The organism is Pseudomonas sp. X4, from assembly GCF_040784925.1.
In the GTDB taxonomy this organism is placed as follows: domain Bacteria; phylum Pseudomonadota; class Gammaproteobacteria; order Pseudomonadales; family Pseudomonadaceae; genus Aquipseudomonas; species Aquipseudomonas putida_Z.
The window spans coordinates 3902217-3918660 of the sequence record NZ_CP160798.1 but is presented as its reverse complement, the minus strand read 5'-3'; the positions used below and the strand labels follow the sequence as shown (position 1 = coordinate 3918660).

Below are 16444 nucleotides of genomic sequence, written 5' to 3'. Positions count from 1 at the left end.
GCACCGCGTTTGTTTCTTCGCGGCTAAAGCCGCTCCCACAGGGTACGCGGACCGCTTTCGAATTCAGTTCTCTCAATTGAATCTTCATGAAAGTCAGGGCCAGGACACAAACCCCAGCCCCTCCCCCTTATTCCACCATCACCTTGTCCCGGTTACGCTCCAGCAACGCATTACCAATCCCCTTGATCTCCAGCAGTTCATCCACCGAAGCAAACGGCCCATTGGCCTCCCGGTAGGCCACTATGGCCTCAGCCTTGGCCTTCCCTATCCCGTTCAGCTCCTTCTGCAAAGTAAGCGCATCAGCCGTGTTCAGGTCCAGCCGCTGCGGCTGCTGGGCCTGCTGCTGGGTTACCACCGGCACCGGCTCGGCCACCGCCGTAGTGCTGGCCGGGGCAGCGCTAAGGGAAAAGGACAGGCTGGCGAACAGCGGCAGCAGCAAGTACGACAGAACGTTGTTACGCATGGTGAATACTCCTGGGTTGGTCATTTTCCAGCAGCCGCTTTCCTTCGGCCGCGCAATCAACCCTAGCGGCAAACCCCACACCGAAACAGCCACCATCATCGGCGAATGGTTACCAAATCGATCAATCACCAACCCAACTTCGCCAACCCAGAAACAATGGCCTTTCCCCCCTCAACCACCCCGGCCCTAGAGCATTGGCGCCATCCCTTATGGCCTGTAGCCGAATACCCGTTTGTCCGATGCCGCATTCACAGCAAAACCTGCCCACATTCCTACAACCCCCGGTGAACAAGGCCTGATCACAAACAACCGCACTCTGTAGCTGGCAAACACACCACCTGCCAACTGGCATCACATGAACCAACTGCTAGATTTTTTGAGCAATGGACAGCCGTTTGCTTGAAGGACCCAAGCTGCATGCCCCCATTCACCCGCCGCTTGCCCTCGCACCCAGCCCGTCCATCAGGCCAGCCTTCGCGCGCCTGCCCAGCCCATTCGGCCCACCCGTACTGCCCCCGTCCAGCAAGAGGATCACCGCCGTGCCCCTCAAGACCCTCACCGTATTTGGCACCCGTCCAGAAGCCATCAAGATGGCCCCGCTTGCCCTGCAACTCGCCCAGGATGCCCGCTTCGAGTCCCGCGTGTGCGTCACCGGCCAACACCGGCAAATGCTCGACCAGGTACTGGAACTGTTCGATATCACCCCCGATTACGACTTGAACATCATGAAACCCGGCCAGGACCTGACCGGCGTGACTACCGGGATTTTGCAGGGTATCCAGCCGGTACTGGCCGAATTCAAGCCCGATGTTGTGCTGGTGCATGGCGACACCGCGACCACGTTTGCCACCAGCCTGGCGGCCTATTACCAGCAAATCCCCATCGCCCACGTAGAAGCCGGCCTGCGCACCAACAACCTGTATTCCCCCTGGCCAGAGGAAGGCAACCGGCGCCTGACCGGCACCCTGGCCGCCCTGCACTTCGCCCCCACCGCCACCTCGCGTGACAACCTGCTAAGGGAAGGCACCGACCCGGCGAGCATTTTCACCACCGGCAACACCGTGATCGACGCCCTGCTGGAAGTGGTGCACAAACTGGAGAGCCCGGCGCTGAGGGCCCAGTTCGAACGCCAGTTCGATTACCTGGCTGCCAACCGCCGCATGGTGCTGGTAACAGGCCACCGCCGCGAGAACTTTGGCGGTGGCTTCGAACGCATCTGCCAGGCTTTGGTACAGACGGCGCGCCAGTTCCCCGAGGTGGATGTGCTGTACCCGGTGCACCTCAACCCCAACGTGCGCGAACCGGTCAACCGGCTGCTGGCGGATGTGGGGAATATCTACCTGATCGAACCACTGGATTACCTGCCGTTCGTTTACCTGATGAGCCGTGCGTATGTAATTTTGACCGACTCGGGGGGCATTCAGGAGGAAGCACCGGCACTTGGCAAACCGGTGCTGGTGATGCGCGATACCACGGAGCGGCCAGAGGCCGTGGCAGCGGGGACTGTGAAGCTGGTGGGTACGGAGGTGGATTCCATTGCCGGTGAGCTGGCCAGGTTGCTGACGGATGAGGGGGCTTACCGGGAGATGAGCGTGGCGCATAACCCCTACGGCGATGGCAAAGCGTGTGGGCGGATAGTGCAGGCGCTTGCTGATCTTGCCGTTGCACAGGATGCGCAGAAAGCGCCCAAGGCTTGAGCAATAGAGGCCGCCGATGCGGCCCTATACCATACGATCAGGTTAACGAACGTCAATAAATTGTAGGAAAAACGTGAAAGTTCTGTAACATTGGATCCATTGAAATATGGCTTTTTGATACTACAAGGACGAAGCGTGGTTGGCGACACACAGATCTGGCAAGACGAATACCCCCACACCCTGCGGTATCGCGACACCACCCTGCACCTTCAGGGCCCCATTGCCCCTCACACCCGACAAGCCTTCGAACAGCTGATCGCGCAAAGCGCCAGCGCCAAACGGGTCAGCGCACCGCTCGCCTGCGTGCAGAGCCAGTTGTTCACCAAGCGCGAAAAACTCGACTCGCTGAAAAAGAAACTGCGCATGCAACGCGGCAGGCCCAAGCGCAACGGCATGTACGACTGGTCTCTCGAGGAACTGATCAATACGCGCGAAGCGGGCCGCCGCGGTGCACGGGTGCCAAGGCTGGTCGGCTACGGTTACAGCCGCTCCAGGTTCGGCCTGATGCAGGACTTCTTCCTTATCACCGAATTGCTCAGTGGCCACGAGGACGGGTTGGCAAGAATCCGCAGGGCGCCCGAAGCGGTGCACCAGGTAATCGAGGCCGCCTTCGAACTGTTGCATGCCCTGCACTGCCGGGGGGTCACCCACATGGACCTGTGGGCCGCCAACGTGATGCTCCCGCAACAAGGCAAAGCGCAGGCCATCGACCTGGAGAACAGCTTCTCCGAGCCGGGCAATTTCTTCAGCGAAACCCTGGGCTTTCAGTTCGGCTTTTTCTACTACCGGGAAATTTACCGTTACATAACCGAAGCGGACTACGATGCTGCGGTTGAATGTGCACTGGCCGAGTACTTCCCTGATGTGCAACGTGCTGCCTTCAACCGGGTGTACGCGCTTGCCAAGCATGAGGAAATCGGGCGCCTGAAACGCCGCGAGATCTTCACCCGTGGCGTACTCGAAAGTCGTTGGTAAGCACCATTGCTACACGGGTAGGCAACCTGCGCCGAGCCTACCGTATCCCCAAGATGCCCCTTCCTTTAGAATGGGGACTACCTGCCCAAGACACTGAATTGCCATCACTTTAGAAAAGAGCAAGCAGGCAGCCTGCACAAAGCTTCATACAAACGGATCAAAGCTAGGGATTTCACATGAGTTCTGAGAGTCACGCCGTCACTGACACTCCGTTGGTGACAGTGATCATCGCGTCGTACAACCATGCGCGCTACATCGAAGCAAGCATCACCAGCGTCATCAACCAGACCTACAAGAACATCGAGCTTCTGGTGATCGATGACGGCTCCAAGGACGACAGCCCTGCAGTGCTCAAGCGCCTTCAGGAGCAGTACGGCTTCGACCTGCGCTTCCAGGCCAACCAAGGCCTGGCACGCACGCTCAACGACGCGATCGCACGCGCCAAGGGCAACCTGATCGTGCCTTTCGGCTCCGACGACATCATGCTGCCACACCGTATCGCCACCCAGGTGGAATACATGAACGGCAAGCCTGAAGTGGGCATTTGCTCGGCCAACATCGAAACCATCGACCAGGATGGCAAGGTGATGGGCGCTCGCGAGCAGCGCAACCGTAACCTGCCCTTCCGCCGCCTGGACTTCGACGACCTGTTTCTCGACCGCAAGCCTGGCCCCATGGCAGCCACATTGATGCTGCGCCGCGAGGCGCTGGAAAAAGTGGGCGGCTTCAATGCCGATATCCGCCTGGAAGACGTGTATATCGAACTGTCGATCGCACGTGCCGGTTACTTCATCGACGTGCTGGGCGAGGTGCTGGCGCAGTACCGTGACCACCCCACCAACACCTTCAAGAACGGCCGCTTCATGGTGGATAACGTGCTGCGCACCTTTGCCGTGTTCAGCGACCACCCGCAGTACGAGCAGGTGTGCATGAACTTCCGTAACTCCATGGTGCTGAAGTACGCCAACCGCGACAAGGCACTGAGCCGGGAAGTCCTTTCAGAAATCCCGCTCAGGTATTGGAACAAGAAGACCCTGCGCGGTATGTGGCGGATGGCCTGGTCTTAAGCCGCGCGGCTACGCTTCCAGTGGACCAGTGACTGGCCATAGACCAGGGCCATCGGAATCCAGATCAGGAACCAATGCTCCTTCGGGCGTGACATGAAGGCACTGCCTTCCGTCAGGCCCGAGGCGAAGCCGAAGATCAGCCAGGTTGCCGCAAGGGTCACACCGGGGTGTTTGCGGTAAGCCCAGCAGAAGTACATGGCCACGCCGTAAATCGCCATCCACAGGGCCAAACCTACGATCCCACCGGCGTATAGCACGCCTAACTCGATGTTATGCGGATCGGCAAGTGTTCTTCCAAGCCCCGGAATAATCACCGTCATGGGTGAGTCGAAACCATGCCCCAACCATGGATGTTCGCTGGCCTGGCGCAGCGCATCCAACCAAATGGCCGGGCGATATGAAACGCCACGCTGAGTCACGGCCTCGGGATACACCAGTGCAACGCCGATCAGCACAAGCACGATCGCCGCACCGGCCATGAGCCCACGCCTGCGGTCGCCAACCACCAGAAGCCAACCCAAAGCAGCCGCCAGGCCAATCAATGGCGTGCGGGAGCCGGTTGCGAAAACCGCCAGCCCCAAGATCCCCAGGCACACAAGCGGCAATGGGCTTAACGCGCTACGGGCCTGGAACCAGGATGCCAACCAGAACGCAGCAAATGCGCCAAATACATGGGCGGAGAGCAAAGGGTTGTACAGCGCGCCGTAACCTACCAAACGCCTACCCGCAAAAGACGGGTTCAGGTAGAGGAAGTAAGCCAATGAAACGCCTGCCGCAATTGCAGCGAAGATAGCTGCCAGACGCGTGCATTGCTCCAGCTGCCCAGGAGAACGCAGGCTGATGATACCGGCAGCGAACAGCAACATTGCGATGTACAGTGGCCGCTTGACCAAGCTGCCAACGGAGTTTTCCGTGTCGGACCAGGCAATGCTCAACAGGGTGTAGGCACTGAAGGCCAGGAAAGCCAGGAACAGTGGGTTACAAACGAGAGGTTTGAACCATTTACGCTGTGCGATCAACATCCCAAGCGTGGGCAGGGCAAGAAAAATGTAGAAAAGCTTGTGGTAGGTAGTACGGTCCCAGGCCCAGAACATCCCTGTAAGGATGAAAAACCAGCCCAATGGCAACAGGTAGGTATTGACCAGACTTCCAAATCGTTGAGCCGGGGACTCTATTGATACATCAATCGACATCTAGCGTCCTCAGGCAAACGGCGTTCTTCATCACATATCCTATGCGAATATAATTATAAAAATGCTGCAGCTGATGGAAATCGCCCTTTTCTGAAACAAGTTCTTTTCCCGGCTCAGCTGCGGATTCCTGCCACGACCGGAGTCACCAATTGCAGCAGCGCTGCGCTTGGCAAGCGATTCATGGCAGCTCGCCATCATACGCAGGCCACCAGAGCAATGCACGTTCACCGCCCCCTCCCCCGCAGGTACCGTCAGTCGAACAGGTCGGCCTGCGCCAGGGCCTTGCCGACCTGGTCCTTGGCGGACAGCGTGGGCTCGAAGTCTATCGGCCAGTCGATGGCAATTTGCTGATCATCCCAGGCAATGCAACGTTCGCTCTGGGCCGAGTAGAAGTCGGTGGTCTTGTAGACAAACTCGGCAGTCTCGCTCAACGTCACGAAGCCGTGGGCGAAACCCGGCGGAATCCACAACTGGTTATGGTTTTGCGACGACAACACCGCACCAACCCATTTGCCAAAGGTGGGCGAGCTGCGGCGGATATCCACCGCTACATCGAACACTTCACCCTGTACCACACGCACCAGCTTGCCTTGGGCGTGGGGCGGTAGCTGGTAATGCAGCCCGCGCAGCACGCCCTTCACCGAGCGGGAATGATTGTCCTGAACGAAGTCGGGCTGCAGGCCAGTCACTTCATTGAACACGCGTGCATTGAAACTCTCGTAGAAAAAGCCACGCTCATCACCGAAAACCTTTGGGGTAAACAGGAAGACTTCAGGGATGGCCAACGAAATAGCGTGCATCAAAATACCTTCACTTCAAGCAGGTTCTTCAGGTACTGACCGTAACCGTTTTTCAGCAACGGTTGGGCGAGGCGCTCAAGCTGTTCAGCATTGATCCAGCCCGCGCGATAGCAAATCTCTTCAGGGCAAGCAACCTTGAGGCCCTGGCGCCGCTCCATGGTGGCAATGTATTGGCTGGCATCCAGCAAGCTGTCGTGGGTACCGGTATCCAGCCACGCATAACCACGCCCCATGATCTCGACCTGCAGCTGCTGTTGCTGGAGGTACAAGTTGTTGAGGTCGGTAATTTCCAGTTCGCCACGTGCCGACGGCTTCAGCTGCCTGGCCAGGTCGACGACCTGGTTGTCGTAGAAATAAAGGCCGGTGACCGCATAGTTGGACTTGGGGACCTTCGGCTTTTCTTCAATCGACAGCACACGCCCGCTGTCATCGAACTCCGCGACCCCATAACGCTCCGGGTCCTGGACGTGATATGCAAAGACGGACGCGCCCGTCTGCCGCTGGTCAGCGCTCTGCAGCAGCGCCTGGAAGTCGTGACCATAGAAAATGTTGTCACCCAGCACCAAGGCGGACGCGGCGTTGCCAATGAAGCCTGCCCCGATCGTGAACGCCTGGGCCAACCCATCCGGGCTAGCTTGCACGGCATACGAAAGGTTGATGCCCCAACGGCTACCATCACCCAGCAATTGCTCGAAGCGTGGGGTGTCTTGTGGCGTCGAGATGATCAGGATGTCACGAATACCGGCTAGCAGCAGCGTACTGAGCGGGTAGTAGATCATCGGTTTGTCGTACACCGGCAACAGTTGCTTCGATACCGACAGCGTGGCGGGGTGCAGGCGAGTGCCAGAGCCGCCCGCCAGAATGAGTCCTTTGCGTGCCATAAAAATTCCTAGCGCTGGATTTCGTCCAGCATGCGTTGCACGCCTTGTTGCCAAAGCGGCATCTTGAGATTGAACGTTTCTTCGAGTTTAGCCAATGCCAGCCGAGAATTTCGCGGGCGTGGCGCCGGCACCGGGTAAGCTTCGGTATTGATTGCGCCTACCTGCTCGGCTGAAACCCTCAAGGCAACGCCATTGTGGCTGGCATGCGCCAATACGAACTGGGCATACCCGTGCCAGCTGGTTTCGCCGGCTGCTGCAAGATGGTAGGTGCCTGCCAAAGGGCGCGCGTCCTGCACGCTGAATATTCGGTGCAGGATATGGGCGGTAACATCGGCGATCAGGTCTGCGCCAGTGGGGGCACCAAACTGGTCTGCCACCACGTTGAGCGCATCGCGCTCCGCCGCCAGACGCAGCATGGTCTTGGCAAAATTGTGGCCGCGCGCAGCATACACCCAGCTGGTACGCAGCACCACGGCAGAGGCACCGCTGGCCTGAATGGCCAGCTCACCATCGAGCTTGGTACGGCCATAGACAGACAACGGACCGGTGGGAGCATCCTCTTGCCATTGGGCTTGGCCACTGCCATCGAACACGTAGTCTGTAGAGTAGTGAATCAGCCATGCTCCCAGCTTGGCGGCCTCACGTGCCAGAACGCCCGGCGCTTCGGCATTGATTCGGGCAGCCAGCTCTGGCTCGCTCTCGGCTTTGTCCACTGCCGTGTAGGCCGCAGCGTTCACGATCACATCCGGGGCTAGCGAGCGCACTGTAGCCGCCAGGCCTTCGAGGTCACTCAAATCACCACACAAGCTACCGTCGCCCTGGCGGTCAAGCGCAATCACCTCCCCCAATGGCGCAAGGGCACGCTGCAACTCCCAACCTACCTGCCCGTTCTTCCCCAACAGCAAGATTTTCAAACTTTCTCAGCCCCATATTGCTGTGCGACCCAGTCACGATAACTGCCGTCCATTACACCTTTGACCCAGTCCTGGTTAGCCAGATACCAGGTAACCGTCTTGCGAATGCCGGTTTCGAAGGTTTCAGCAGGCTTCCAGCCAAGCTCGCGCTCAAGCTTGCGGGCATCGATTGCATAGCGGCGGTCGTGGCCTGGGCGGTCGGCTACGAAGCTGATCTGGCTGGCATAAGACTGCCCGTCAGCCCGCGGGCGAAGCTCATCGAGCAGCGCACATACACGGTGGACGATGTCGAGGTTGGGCATTTCGTTCCAGCCGCCGACGTTGTACACCTCACCCACCTGCCCTGCTTCCAGCACACGGCGGATGGCGCTGCAGTGGTCTTTGACGTATAGCCAGTCACGAATCTGCTGCCCATCGCCATACACCGGCAGCGGCTTGCCAGCCAAGGCATTGACGATCATCAGTGGGATCAGCTTTTCGGGGAAATGCAGCGGCCCGTAGTTGTTGGAGCAGTTGGTGGTGAGCACCGGCAGGCCATAGGTATGGTGATAGGAGCGCACCAAGTGGTCACTGGCCGCCTTGCTGGCCGAGTAGGGGCTGTTTGGCTGGTATTGGTGGGTTTCGGTGAACGCAGGTTCACCAGCTTTCAACGAGCCATAAACCTCGTCGGTGGAAACATGCAGGAAGCGGAACGCCGCCCGCTCTGCCTCATCCAGGCCCTGCCAGTAGCCCCGCACTGCTTCCAGCAACTGGAAGGTACCCACCACATTCGTTTCAACGAATGCCTGAGGGCCGTGAATGGAGCGGTCGACATGCGACTCGGCGGCGAAATTGAGCACGGCGCGCGGGCGGTGCTCGGCCAACAGCCGTTGCACCAACGGCCCATCGCCGATATCGCCATGCACGAAGACATGTTGCGGATTACCTTCCAGGCTAGCCAGGCTCCGCAGGTTGCCGGCGTAGGTCAGTTTGTCCAGGTTGACGATGGTTTCGCCTGACTGGCTTAACCAATCCAGCACGAAATTCGCACCGATGAAGCCGGCGCCGCCGGTTACCAGGATTGTCATAGGGTTGAACGCTTCTCGAGTAAGTGTCGGGTAAAGGTAACTGGGCGCAATTCTAGACGGGAAAGCTGCGGGAGTGTTGCGGTAAGACGCCGTTCACGCTTTTGACTGTTGTTCTGTCATTGCTGGCGGGGCAAAATACGACCCCTTCTCAGGAAAAGCCATCCGGGCTCACAGGGATTGTCCATGCCTTCTATTTTTCCTTCGGTCGCTGTTGCGGCCTTGTTTGCTTCCGCGCCTGTCTGGGCACAGTCCACGCAGCTTGCTGAGCGGGTTATGACGCCTAGCGCGTTCCTGGGGGTTGATCTGCAGGGGGACTTCATGACGGAGGTGCCGGAGTGTGTGGCGGGGGATCTACGCCCTAGTGAGCCTTGCCGGGTTGCGACCGAGAAAGCGGGACGGTTTGAGGTGCGGGGGTTGCCTTATCTGCCTATTTCGCCGGGGTATAAAGTGTTTGCAACGGTGGATGATGGGGCTGTTAGTCAGTTGGTTTTGACGGGCAATGCTAATAATTTGTATCTGGTTAAAGAGATGCTGACTGATAAGCTCGGGCAGCCGGCGACTAGCGGGACTCATTGGGTGAAGTTGAAGTCCGGGGCTTCTTATGAGGCTGAGGTTTATAAGTGGAACTCTGAAGGGGTAGCTGTAGATTTTGGCCGAGACCTTAGTGATCTTGGGCGGTATTCGGTTACTTTTTCGACTTCGATGATCGGCACGCAAGTTGGTAACTTTGATACCACACCTGCGACTGAAAGCCCCAGCTTGTAAGCTGATAAGATGCCAGCCTGAATGAAACGAGCATACCGTAGCGCTATTCCAATCCTATGACTCATACGCCTAATGAATGCCCGCCCGTTGCTTATCTTTGATGCGCAACTGCCCCTCTCAATGCAGCGAGCTGGGGCTTTCCGAAACGCATCCAACGCGTAAGCCTCTTCGCGCTAAGCCGCGCCAGCATTCAAGCCGCTTGGTTCAGCATCTTTCAGCCAACCCATTCATCGCATTATACGGCCATGCTCAGGGCAAAAGCGCCATGAAGTAGATATCTGCTCGAAAGTCACGTGTATTTGTGATTTTTGGATCTCGAAGGGCCATCAGCATCGGCCTGCCTCGCACGGAAAACACCCATGGTGAGGAGAACTGACCTGAACCGACGAGTCTATTGATCTCTCCGGTTAAAAGCTTATGCCGAACAAGCCCCCCAGATACGGGCGAGGTGACCGCTAATTTGCCATCTAAATCAATAGCCGCACCGCTTGCATAAGTATGCAGTGCAGTCTCTGCTATAGGTTGATTAGAAATAACTTCACCGCTCGCCAAGTCCATAGTCACGACCCTACTTATTCCGCGAGAGCCATCAGCGCTCATCTCCGTGTATGAAACGGCGATGACACTTTCTGAAATCCATCTAGTTTCATACGGAATAGTATCGAGCACGGAATTTCGGCCAAGATTAACAGGATACTCTAGCTTAGTCTGAAATTCGTCCTCCGTAACCACAACCGTCAAACCATGATGTTTTTTAGAAGAGCTTGAGTAGATCGCATACGTCATAGCACACCGTCCATCCTTAGCCAAAGAAAGAGGCGTGGAGTACGGAAACGTTCCAGCCCCAAACCCAGCAATAACGATCGGATCGCTCCAAGAATCACCTCCATCGTCAGTGCATCTGGAAACTACACGTCTCCACTCACCAGTGGAATACTGCCCTATCCGCTCTTGCAGCGTATACATGAGTAGGATTTTTCCATCGGGAAGCGCCGCCAATGATGTGTAAGTCGCCCGGCCAGAGTCAACTACATTGGCCGTCTCCCAAGACCATGCATCATTTGGCTTCATACTGCGAGCACAGAGCATGGGAGAGGCGTGATTACTGAAGCACGCCAGGACATGGCCCGCGTATTTGCCACTTGGGATCCGAACAAGTGAAGGCGAGCCGTGATCGCTGGAATCATCAAATTTGTGAAGCTGCGCTGTCCTTCTGATTAACAAAAGGTCGGTTATCTCTGCCACTGTCACCTCTCCTGAAGAGGTGACGTAACCGACACAAAACCCTCCATCCAACTCCGCAACCGCCGGCCGGTTATACCAGAGGCTATAAGCATTTGTAAGGACTAGAGGCCTTGGAGAAGACAGCTTGCGCATAAATGGGACCGCGGAAAATGCGGCAATGACACCAGCTGACATCAAGAAATCTCTACGCTTCATCAGGCTACCCGCACGGAAAAACTGCCATTATGGCTAATATTACGACTTACTGCAGCGGTCTTATAGAGATGCTAATTTAAAAATACAGCACATCGAAGTCCTGCTGGTCGCGTCAGTATCCATTACCGCGGCTTGGTCAGCTCTTTATACGCTCTCTCGCATGGCGTGTCGTGTCGAGAATCCAGCTATGATGCTTCTTTCGCGTACTACTGCTCTCAGTTAGGTACAGCACAGTACAGTACCTATCGGCTCCCGGTTTCGTGTAGGCCCTGCATCGCACTAGGCTAGCCTGCCGAGGCTGCGCAGGTCAGAGATGGCCGTTGCTGAACTGATCAGAGTCCCCTAGAGTGCGGAACCAAAACGCCGCCTTGTTGGTCAGCGTTGGGGGAGGATCAACTGCTGTGTTTTGGTGGTGCGCACTTGCTCGCTCTTATTTTCGAGCAATGCATAGAGCCTTGCTCTCACTTGGGTTATGATTCGCTGAAACGTTGGGTGCATTGAACAGGACGGTCATGGTCATCAGAATTTCCAATATAGTATTTTCTTTAACCTTCCCAGGAACTATCCTGTATTACGTCGCAATATCACAACACATTTTTCCACCGATAAACTCTGGTTTTTTCGGCCTAATGTGCACATTATCCTTACTCACAATTTTACCCTCATACATCATCAACACATTTAGCATCGGAAAAATTCAGTCGATAGACTTTGCATTCTTCCTATTCCTTAGCGTATTCGCATTAATAGTAGTTTGGCACGGAGCACAAACCCCAGATAAGTCCTTGATGACCTGGCACTTAGTCTCTATCGCACAAAGCATTGCGGTATTTATATTATGCAAGGAAACATTTTCTGACATAAAAAGCAATTCATGGATCATAACTCTGCCCTGGATGGCCGCCTCAGCATGCATACTTATCTTCAGCAAAGATGGAAGATTTGCTCTAAGAGAGATATCAGACGACGCAGGAATCATACCTAGCTATCAAACATTCGCCCTATGCTACATGGTTACTACGATATTTATAGCAACCAAGGTTAAATTACGAGCATTGCGCTACATAGTACACATAATTGCATTAACCTGCCTGTATATTAACTCAGCGAGAAGCGAATTTGCAGGTTATATTTTTTTCGCAGCGCTGCTTGAGTTCCTGAGCTACAAAAACAAATCAACCCCAATAATACTGGCATTCACAATACTGAGCCTTGCCTTAATAGCAATTACTACTGAAGCCGTTAAACTACCGGAAAGCAGAATCACCGCACTAACAGACCTCCAAAATGACAATTCAAGTAATGAGCGCGACAGAATGTCAAGGGAAGGTATTGAAAAAATATTCGAAAGCCCTATATCTGGAGCATACGGACAATACGAAGAAGGGGGATACATACACAATATAATGTCTGTATGGCAAGAAACAGGACTGCTTGGGGCGTTATTCTTTATCGCACTTATAACCATTCCAGCATTGAGAGGAATAGCTGACATACTTTCAGGCAAGTCCGATCACCTCTCAACAGTTGGACTATCATTGATATTAACCACAATACTACTGCTAGTTGCCGGAAAGTATTTTACCTATCTGCTCGTCCCTACCGCTCTCGCGCTTTGTTCGGTATCGAAACTAAAGCCGATAAAATAAGGGAAAGGGCGCATATACATGCTCGACATAGGACACAGATAAGCTGGAAGGTCTGAAGTAAAAATTGGAACAGGATACACTTCGGTAAGTTCGAAAAAGCTACGCGAAGATGGTCACATCTGGCTTGGTACAGGCAGTGACGCAAGAGCTTTTCTTATTGGGCCTAGTCGAATATTTACAGACGACTAGGCCCAATACGCTAGACATCTCTCAAGCGCTGCTGATACACCCAATCAACAATCTCTCCTTCGGGGGTGTACCCGCTTACTAGTTCCCTGAGCAATTGGCGAACAACTGCAAAATCCTCGGTTTCGACTGCCTTCAACAATAGTGCTAGACGATCCTTAAGCACGTCCCAGACCAAAAAATCTTCGCTTGCTGTCAGTATCATTGGGTGCCGAGTGGGCGACACGTTATCGCCAATCAACAGTTCCTCATATAGTTTTTCCCCTGGTCGCAGACCGGTGAATTCAATAGCGATATCACCATGAGGATTCTTTTCGGACCTGACACTCAAGCCGGATAAATGGATCATTTTTTCGGCTAACGCCGCGATCCTTACGGGCTCGCCCATGTCCAACACGAATACATCTCCCCCAAGCCCCATGGAGCCAGCCTGGATGACCAACTGGGCGGCTTCAGGAATAGTCATGAAGTAACGGGTAATTTTGGGGTGAGTGACCGTCAGCGGCCCGCCAGCTTGGATCTGCTTATGAAAAAGAGGAATTACAGAACCCGACGATCCGAGCACATTGCCAAAGCGCACCATCGTGAAGCGAGTCTTATTCACTCTGGCAACATTCCCGGAATCCCCAAACAATACCGGCGCGACTTCCTTGCTCAACGCTTGCAAGACGAGCTCAGCCAAGCGTTTGGTGCTACCCATCACATTGGTTGGTCGAACTGCTTTGTCAGTCGAAATCAGTACAAAGTTCGCCACATTAGCCTGAAGCGCAGCCTGCGCCGTATTCAACGTGCCAATGACATTGTTTAAAACACCTTCAGCGATATTGTGCTCAACCAAGGGAACGTGCTTGTAGGCAGCTGCATGATAAACAGTGTTCACGCCCCACATTGTCATGGTATCGATCAAGTGTTTCTGGTTTCGGATCGAGCCCAGAAACGGTACCAGACGCACAGGAAGTGACTCACGTCGGATGCGCTGCTCCAACTCACCATGAATACTGTAAAGGTTGAATTCACTGTGCTCAAACAGCAGCAACACTTTGGGCTCGAGCATGAGGATCTGACGGCACAACTCAGAGCCGATTGAGCCACCAGCCCCTGTAACCATGACCACTTGACCTGTAACACAGTGGGCAAGTAAATCCTCTTGAGCCGGAACGGCATCACGGCCCAACAAGTCAGCAATATCGACCTCCTGGATATCATCAACTTTGACTCGGCCACTTGCCAAATCCATGAATCCAGGAACACTGCGTACATGCAAGGGGAAATTTTCAAGCAACCCCAATATTTCGCGACGACGCGCACGACTCGCAGACGGGATGGCCAAAAGAATTTCCTCGGCTCCTGTCGCATCGATCATTTTCTGAATATCATTGCCACGAAACACCTGAAGACCAGAAATGATTCGATCCGCGACACTCTCGTCATCGTCGATGAAAGCAACTGGGCGCATCATACGACCAATTCGCAAGGCTGCGACCAACTGATTCCCGGCAGCCCCAGCACCATAGATCGCAACTTTCGGCAAACCATTGTCACGGTTGGTGAAAGGCACATGCTGTCTGGCGGCGAACCAATCTCCCAGGAAATATTGCCGCATGATCAGGCGGAGCCCACCTATCAACACCAGACTGAGCCACCAGTAATTGAACACAATGGAGCGGGGAACAACTGCTGTGTGATTACTGTGCCAATAAACGACCAAAGCTAGAATCAAGGACGATAGCGATACCGCCTTGCCAATGGCAATCAACGCGTCATTGCCAAAATAGCGCATCACCGCACGGTACATACCGAAACGGATGAAAATAGGTATGGCGATGACCGGCGCAGCCAAGAACAACCAGTAGTGCAAGCGCAGCGGGTGATAGATTTCATCTATTCCAAGACGAACCAAAAACGCCAGCCACAGGGCGAACCAAACCAACAGCACGTCAGTTACGACCTGAAGGGCGCGTTTGTAGCGCCGGGGCAACAACAGCATCCCCGTACGCAGCTTATCCGTCATCCGCTTACTCTCCTGATTCCGAACCAAACCAGATCCCTTCCTATCACATTTTTCCATACGAGCTTCTTGCCTTTGACGGGTGATCCGACCAAAACCAAGAAATCCAAGATGGGCGTCGCCTGTTCGGCGTATAGCCTTTAGGCGGACGCCCAGAATTTCATCGACGAGCAGCGTCCTGCATGACCTTGATCAAGACATCGCAACTCTTCTCAATTTCGGTCGCCGTCAAGGTTGGATGGACTAGGAACATCAGGCTGGTTTCGCCCAATTGACGGGCCACAGGCAAGCGTTGCTCCGGTCGCCAGCCCGTGTCATCGAAAGCTTTTTCCAGATATACCTCAGAGCAAGAACCCGAAAAGCACGGCACACCCAACGAATTGATTTCATTCAGAATGCGATCCCGGCTCCAACCCTCGGCGAGCTGATCGGGCTCCACAAACACATAGCACTTATAGGCCGCATGCACGCTGTCGGACGGAATTTCAGGAACCCGCAACCCAGGCAGGCCCTTGGCGCAATCCCAAATGCGACGAGCATTTTCCACTCGCGACTGATGCCACTGAGGCATACGCTTCAACTGAATCCTGCCGATGCCGCCTTGTACTTCAAGCATCCGCCAGTTGGTACCGAAACTCTCATGCAGCCACCGGAACCCAGGGGCATGCTCACGCTCATAAACGGCTTCCCAGCTCTTGCCATGGTCCTTGAACGACCACATTTTCGACCATAGCTCGCGATCGTTCGTGGTGACCATGCCGCCCTCACCGCCGGTGGTCATGATTTTGTCCTGGCAAAACGACCAAGCGCCGATATCGCCAATGGACCCGACGGGGCGGCCTTTATACCGAGCTCCGTGTGCCTGCGCGCAATCTTCTATCACTCGGATACCATGTTCAGCCGCGAGAGCCATGATCGGGTCCATGTCACATGGCCAACCCGCCAGGTGAACGCAGATGATGGCCTTGGTGCGGGAGGACAGCACCGCGCTGATAGTCGACACATCGATATTCTGGGAGTCGGCGTTTACGTCGGCAAAGACCGGAACAGCACCAGCATTGATAATGCTGGAGACCGAGGCGAGGAAGGTACGGGAGGTCACGATAACCTCGTCACCGGTGCCGATTCCTAGGGCCAGCAGAGCCAGGTCCAGCGCCACTGTTCCGTTGGCAACAGCGACTGCAAAATCAGTTTCAGTCCAGGCAGCGAATTCACGTTCGAACTGACGGCATTCCTGCCCTGTCCAGTAATTGACCTTGTTGGACAAAATGACATCACGCGCGCAGTTTGCTTCTTCTTCGGAGAACGACGGCCATGGGGAAAAGGGGGTGTTCAGCAT

Annotated in this window: 14 protein-coding genes; 5 read left to right on the top strand and 9 right to left on the bottom strand. The window is 55.1% G+C overall.

Translation table 11 applies throughout. The features are described from left to right. Nucleotides 1-127: 127 nt before the first annotated feature. Nucleotides 128-463, bottom strand: coding sequence for a ComEA family DNA-binding protein (locus tag ABX298_RS17485; protein ID WP_024086485.1), 336 nt, complete (start codon nucleotides 461-463; stop codon nucleotides 128-130). 539 nt (nucleotides 464-1002) lie between these two features. Between ABX298_RS17485 and wecB the strand changes: the two genes are divergently transcribed. The 3 genes from wecB to ABX298_RS17470 all read left to right on the top strand — a co-directional run bounded on the left by wecB (nucleotide 1003) and on the right by ABX298_RS17470 (nucleotide 4202). Next, nucleotides 1003-2160, top strand: coding sequence for a non-hydrolyzing UDP-N-acetylglucosamine 2-epimerase (gene wecB, locus ABX298_RS17480; RefSeq protein ID WP_367393392.1), 1158 nt, complete (start codon nucleotides 1003-1005; stop codon nucleotides 2158-2160). A gap of 135 nt (nucleotides 2161-2295) precedes the next feature. Next, a complete protein-coding gene (locus ABX298_RS17475; RefSeq protein WP_317409902.1) occupies nucleotides 2296-3135 on the top strand; it encodes a lipopolysaccharide kinase InaA family protein in 840 nt (279 codons plus the stop codon). A gap of 176 nt (nucleotides 3136-3311) precedes the next feature. Further along, on the top strand, nucleotides 3312-4202 hold the full coding sequence (locus ABX298_RS17470) for a glycosyltransferase (protein WP_286101228.1): 891 nt from the start codon (nucleotides 3312-3314) through the stop codon (nucleotides 4200-4202). Here the strand turns inward: ABX298_RS17470 and ABX298_RS17465 are convergent. From ABX298_RS17465 to rfbB, 5 genes are all read right to left on the bottom strand, one after another. Next, on the bottom strand, nucleotides 4199-5395 hold the full coding sequence (locus tag ABX298_RS17465) for an O-antigen ligase family protein (RefSeq protein WP_367393391.1): 1197 nt from the start codon (nucleotides 5393-5395) through the stop codon (nucleotides 4199-4201). The genes ABX298_RS17470 and ABX298_RS17465 overlap by 4 nt on opposite strands. Before the next feature lie 251 nt (nucleotides 5396-5646). Then, a complete protein-coding gene (gene rfbC / locus ABX298_RS17460) occupies nucleotides 5647-6195 on the bottom strand; it encodes a dTDP-4-dehydrorhamnose 3,5-epimerase (protein WP_286101226.1) in 549 nt (182 codons plus the stop codon). Next, entirely contained in the window at nucleotides 6195-7076 is an 882-nt protein-coding gene (gene rfbA / locus ABX298_RS17455) for a glucose-1-phosphate thymidylyltransferase RfbA (RefSeq protein WP_367393390.1), read from the bottom strand. Before rfbA ends, rfbC begins: the two co-directional genes overlap by 1 nt. Nucleotides 7077-7084: 8 nt before the next feature. Further along, nucleotides 7085-7990, bottom strand: a complete 906-nt coding sequence (gene rfbD, locus ABX298_RS17450; RefSeq protein ID WP_367393389.1) for a dTDP-4-dehydrorhamnose reductase — start codon at nucleotides 7988-7990, stop codon at nucleotides 7085-7087. Beyond that, on the bottom strand, nucleotides 7987-9057 hold the full coding sequence (gene rfbB / locus ABX298_RS17445) for a dTDP-glucose 4,6-dehydratase (protein WP_317409897.1): 1071 nt from the start codon (nucleotides 9055-9057) through the stop codon (nucleotides 7987-7989). The genes rfbD and rfbB overlap by 4 nt, the downstream gene beginning before the upstream one ends. A 183-nt stretch (nucleotides 9058-9240) precedes the next feature. On the opposite strand from rfbB, the gene ABX298_RS17440 reads away from it, so the two are divergent. After that, nucleotides 9241-9822 carry a hypothetical protein gene (locus ABX298_RS17440; protein WP_367393388.1) on the top strand — a complete coding sequence of 194 codons (582 nt, stop codon included), beginning with the start codon at nucleotides 9241-9243 and terminating at the stop codon, nucleotides 9820-9822. Nucleotides 9823-10071: 249 nt separating this feature from the next. Here ABX298_RS17440 and ABX298_RS17435 read toward each other — a convergent pair whose 3' ends face one another. Beyond that, nucleotides 10072-11262, bottom strand: coding sequence for a BNR-4 repeat-containing protein (locus ABX298_RS17435; RefSeq protein WP_367393387.1), 1191 nt, complete (start codon nucleotides 11260-11262; stop codon nucleotides 10072-10074). Nucleotides 11263-11774: 512 nt separating this feature from the next. Here ABX298_RS17435 and ABX298_RS17430 point away from each other — a divergent pair. Beyond that, nucleotides 11775-12911: an O-antigen ligase family protein gene (locus ABX298_RS17430; RefSeq protein WP_367393386.1), complete on the top strand. Its 1137-nt coding sequence runs from the start codon at nucleotides 11775-11777 to the stop codon at nucleotides 12909-12911. 199 nt (nucleotides 12912-13110) lie between these two features. Here the strand turns inward: ABX298_RS17430 and ABX298_RS17425 are convergent, their stop codons facing one another. Then, nucleotides 13111-15108: a polysaccharide biosynthesis protein gene (locus ABX298_RS17425; RefSeq protein WP_367393385.1), complete on the bottom strand. Its 1998-nt coding sequence runs from the start codon at nucleotides 15106-15108 to the stop codon at nucleotides 13111-13113. Nucleotides 15109-15265: 157 nt separating this feature from the next. Then, complete coding sequence (locus ABX298_RS17420) at nucleotides 15266-16444, bottom strand: DegT/DnrJ/EryC1/StrS aminotransferase family protein (RefSeq protein WP_196188389.1); 1179 nt, start codon at nucleotides 16442-16444, stop codon at nucleotides 15266-15268.

Excerpts from the sequence above, each read along its gene's own strand:
- rfbC (WP_286101226.1), bottom strand. The coding sequence starts at position 6,195 with ATGCACGCTATTTCGTTGGCCATCCCTGAAGTCTTCCTGTTTACCCCA.
- rfbA (WP_367393390.1), bottom strand. The coding sequence starts at position 7,076 with ATGGCACGCAAAGGACTCATTCTGGCGGGCGGCTCTGGCACTCGCCTG.
- ABX298_RS17440 (WP_367393388.1), top strand. The coding sequence starts at position 9,241 with ATGCCTTCTATTTTTCCTTCGGTCGCTGTTGCGGCCTTGTTTGCTTCC.
- ABX298_RS17430 (WP_367393386.1), top strand. The coding sequence starts at position 11,775 with ATGGTCATCAGAATTTCCAATATAGTATTTTCTTTAACCTTCCCAGGA.
- ABX298_RS17470 (WP_286101228.1), top strand. The coding sequence starts at position 3,312 with ATGAGTTCTGAGAGTCACGCCGTCACTGACACTCCGTTGGTGACAGTG.
- ABX298_RS17485 (WP_024086485.1), bottom strand. The coding sequence starts at position 463 with ATGCGTAACAACGTTCTGTCGTACTTGCTGCTGCCGCTGTTCGCCAGC.
- ABX298_RS17465 (WP_367393391.1), bottom strand. The coding sequence starts at position 5,395 with ATGTCGATTGATGTATCAATAGAGTCCCCGGCTCAACGATTTGGAAGT.
- ABX298_RS17425 (WP_367393385.1), bottom strand. The coding sequence starts at position 15,108 with ATGACGGATAAGCTGCGTACGGGGATGCTGTTGTTGCCCCGGCGCTAC.
- rfbB (WP_317409897.1), bottom strand. The coding sequence starts at position 9,057 with ATGACAATCCTGGTAACCGGCGGCGCCGGCTTCATCGGTGCGAATTTC.
- ABX298_RS17420 (WP_196188389.1), bottom strand. The coding sequence starts at position 16,444 with ATGCTGAACACCCCCTTTTCCCCATGGCCGTCGTTCTCCGAAGAAGAA.
- ABX298_RS17435 (WP_367393387.1), bottom strand. The coding sequence starts at position 11,262 with ATGAAGCGTAGAGATTTCTTGATGTCAGCTGGTGTCATTGCCGCATTT.